Source organism: Cellvibrio sp., assembly GCF_053579595.1.
Genome location: NZ_JBRFPI010000468.1, coordinates 1 through 3144 on the forward strand (window position 1 = coordinate 1; position 3144 = coordinate 3144).

Genomic DNA, 3144 nt, shown 5'->3' on the forward strand with positions numbered 1-3144 from the left:
CGACGACTTGATCGCCATTGAGTTGAATTGCCGAAGCAAAAGTCCCGACACCTACACCGAGTAACGCCGCAAGCATTTGCCCGGTTTGGCCGTAATCTTCACCAACCGCTTGTTTACCCAGAAAGATAAGTTGCGGTTGCTCGCGTACAACTATCGCCTTTAATAGCTTGGCTACCGCCAGCGGCTGGAGTGCCGCGTCGGTTTCAATCAGAAGTGCACGATCTGCCCCCAAGGCGTAGGCATGGCGCAAGCTGTCTTTAGCGTCAGCACCGCCAATTGATACCGCAATGATCTCAGTCACCTGCCCGCGCTCTTTTAAACGTATGGCTTCCTCTAATGAGATCTCATCAAACGGGTTGATTGCCTTTTTTACCTGGGCAAGCTCTACCTGCCCGGTTTCGGCGTTGATATTGGGTTTTACGTTGTAATCAATGGCATGTTTAACTGCGACTAGTACTTTCACTGCGAGTCTCCATCAAAGTCAGCAAATGCTGGTTGATGTCCATTCTATTTCGCGCTAGCATATTTGTTAAATTGATAATTCATATTTTATATATCTGGTAAATCGATATGAGATATACACTGCGCCAGCTGGAAATTTTTGTGGCCATCGCGCGCACGGGTAATGTTTCCCGCGCTGCTGAAGAGGTTGCCCTGTCCCAATCCGCTGCCAGTACCGCGCTGGCTGAGCTGGAACGGCAGTTTGACTGCCAGCTGTTTGACCGTAATGGCAAGCTGTTAAAGCTCAACGCCTTGGGTAAAACCCTGCTGCCGGTCGCGAGCAGCCTGCTTACGCAGGCAGGTGAAATTCAGCAATTGCTGGAGGGGAAATCGGCACTGGGCGATTTGAGTGTCGGGGCGACGCTCACCATCGGTAATTATTTGGCGATCTTGATCATCAGCGAATTTATGCAAAATCATTTGGATTGCCATATCGCCCTGCAGGTAAAAAATACCCAAGCAATTTTGCAGCAGGTTGCAGGTTATGAATTGGATTTGGGATTAATTGAAGGCAGTTGCCATCATCCGGAGCTGCAAGCAGAAAGCTGGATTGACGATGAACTGGTGGTGTTCTGCGCGCCTTCCCATCCGCTCGCCACTAAAACTGCGGCAACAATAGATGAGCTGTTAGCAGCAACCTGGATATTGCGCGAGCAGGGATCGGGTACACGCGAAACCTTTGACCAAGCATTGCGCCATCACTTACCGGAATTAAAAATTCGACTTGAACTAGAGCACACTGAAGCAATTAAACGCGCGGTAGAATCCGGCTTGGGTATCGGCTGCATTTCACGCTTGGCCGTGCGCGATGCATTCAAGCGCGGCAGTTTGGTAGAAATAAAAACGCCCATGTTGGATTTACGTCGCCAGTTTATGTTTGTATGGCATAAAAACCGTTACCAAACACCCGCGATGATTGCTTTCCTCGATTATTGCCGCACGCTCACCGCTAATATTAAACGCAGTGACGAAATACGACTTACCGCCACTATCACTCCTACGGTTTAAATTTGTTATGACACAGCGCGATCAAATGCAATATGACGTAGTGATTGTCGGTGCTGGCCCTGCAGGCCTTGCCGCGGCAATTCGTTTGAAACAACTCTCTGCTGAACAAGAGCGCGAGTTGAGCGTTTGCGTTTTGGAAAAAGGTTCGGAAGTGGGTGCACAGATTTTATCGGGCGCTGTGATTGATCCCATCGCCTTAAATGAATTAATTCCCGATTGGAAAAACAAAGGCGCGCCTATCACAACAGAGGTGAAACAGGACCAATTCCTATGGCTGACTGAAAATAACCATTACAAAATTCCCGCTGCGCTCTTACCGCCACTAATGAATAATCACGGAAATTATATTGTAAGCCTTGGACAAGTCTGCCGCTGGCTGGCGACTCAGGCGGAACAACTAGGCGTAGATTTATTTCCCGGTTTTAACGGCAGCGAAATTTTTTACGGTGATGACGGCAGTGTTAGCGGCATCATCACCGGCGACATGGGCGTTGCACGCGATGGCAGCCATAAAAATACTTTCTCTGCCGGTATCGAATTGCATGCGCGTTACACCTTGATTGCAGAAGGTACACGGGGATCACTCGCAAAATCGCTGGAGCAAAAATTTAATTTGCGCGCGAATGCCGAGCCGCAAAAATACGGCTTAGGGTTTAAAGAAATCTGGAGTATTGATCCGAGCCATCACTCTGAAGGTGCAGTGCTGCATACACAGGGTTGGCCGCTGGATAATCACACCGGTGGTGGCGGATTTTTGTATCACCTGGCTGACAATAAAATTGCGCTTGGTTTTGTGGTGCATTTGAATTACCGAAATCCTTATTTAAATCCCTTTGAGGAATTCCAACGTTTTAAAACCCATCCGGCCATTAAACCGCTATTACAAAATGCCAAACGACTTTCTTATGGCGCGCGCACCATTAATGAAGGGGGTGTGCAGTCGCTACCAGAATTAATTTTCCCTGGCGGCGCGCTGATTGGTTGTTCAGCAGGTTTTGTCAATGTTCCGAAAATTAAAGGCTCTCACAATGCGATGAAATCCGGCATGCTCGCAGCGGAGGCTATTGTTGCCGAATTGGCGCAGGATCACCGCGAGCCGTTACTAAAAGCCTACCCGGAAAAAATTCGCTCTTCATGGCTGTGGAAAGATTTATACAAGGTGCGCAATATCAAACCGGCGCTATCAGCCTGGGGGAATATCGGGGGTACTTTGTACGGCGGTGTGGATATGTGGTTACATTCACTCGGCATAAACGTGCCATGGACGCTAAATCACAAATACGCCGATCACGAAACATTGGTCGAGGCGAAAGATGCACAGCCTATTAATTACCCTGCGCCAGATGGGAAAATCACCTTTGATCGTTTGGCATCAATTTATTTAGCCAATATCCAACACGAGGAAGATCAACCAGTTCATTTGCAATTGGCGGATGCGGAAATTCCAATTACTACTAATCTCGCACTTTATGCCGCGCCCGAACAGCGCTATTGTCCGGCTGGTGTCTATGAAATTATCGTAAAAGACAATGCACCGCGTTTGCAAATCAATGCAGTTAATTGCATCCACTGCAAGGTCTGTGACACTAAAGATCCAAAGCAAAATATTACCTGGATTACGCCGCAGGGTGGTAG

General features: G+C 48.3%; 3 protein-coding genes. 2 read left to right on the top strand and 1 reads right to left on the bottom strand.

The features are described from left to right. A partial coding sequence (locus ACWA6V_RS19820) for an electron transfer flavoprotein subunit beta/FixA family protein (RefSeq protein WP_449524108.1) occupies positions 1 to 463 on the bottom strand: 463 nt, incomplete at its 3' end. Positions 464 to 570: 107 nt separating this feature from the next. Here ACWA6V_RS19820 and ACWA6V_RS19825 point away from each other — a divergent pair. After that, positions 571 to 1509, top strand: a complete 939-nt coding sequence (locus tag ACWA6V_RS19825; protein WP_449524109.1) for a LysR family transcriptional regulator — start codon at positions 571 to 573, stop codon at positions 1507 to 1509. Positions 1510 to 1516: 7 nt separating this feature from the next. After that, positions 1517 to 3144, top strand: a 1628-nt coding sequence (locus ACWA6V_RS19830) for a 4Fe-4S dicluster domain-containing protein (RefSeq protein ID WP_449524110.1), incomplete at its 3' end; no start/stop codon positions are given.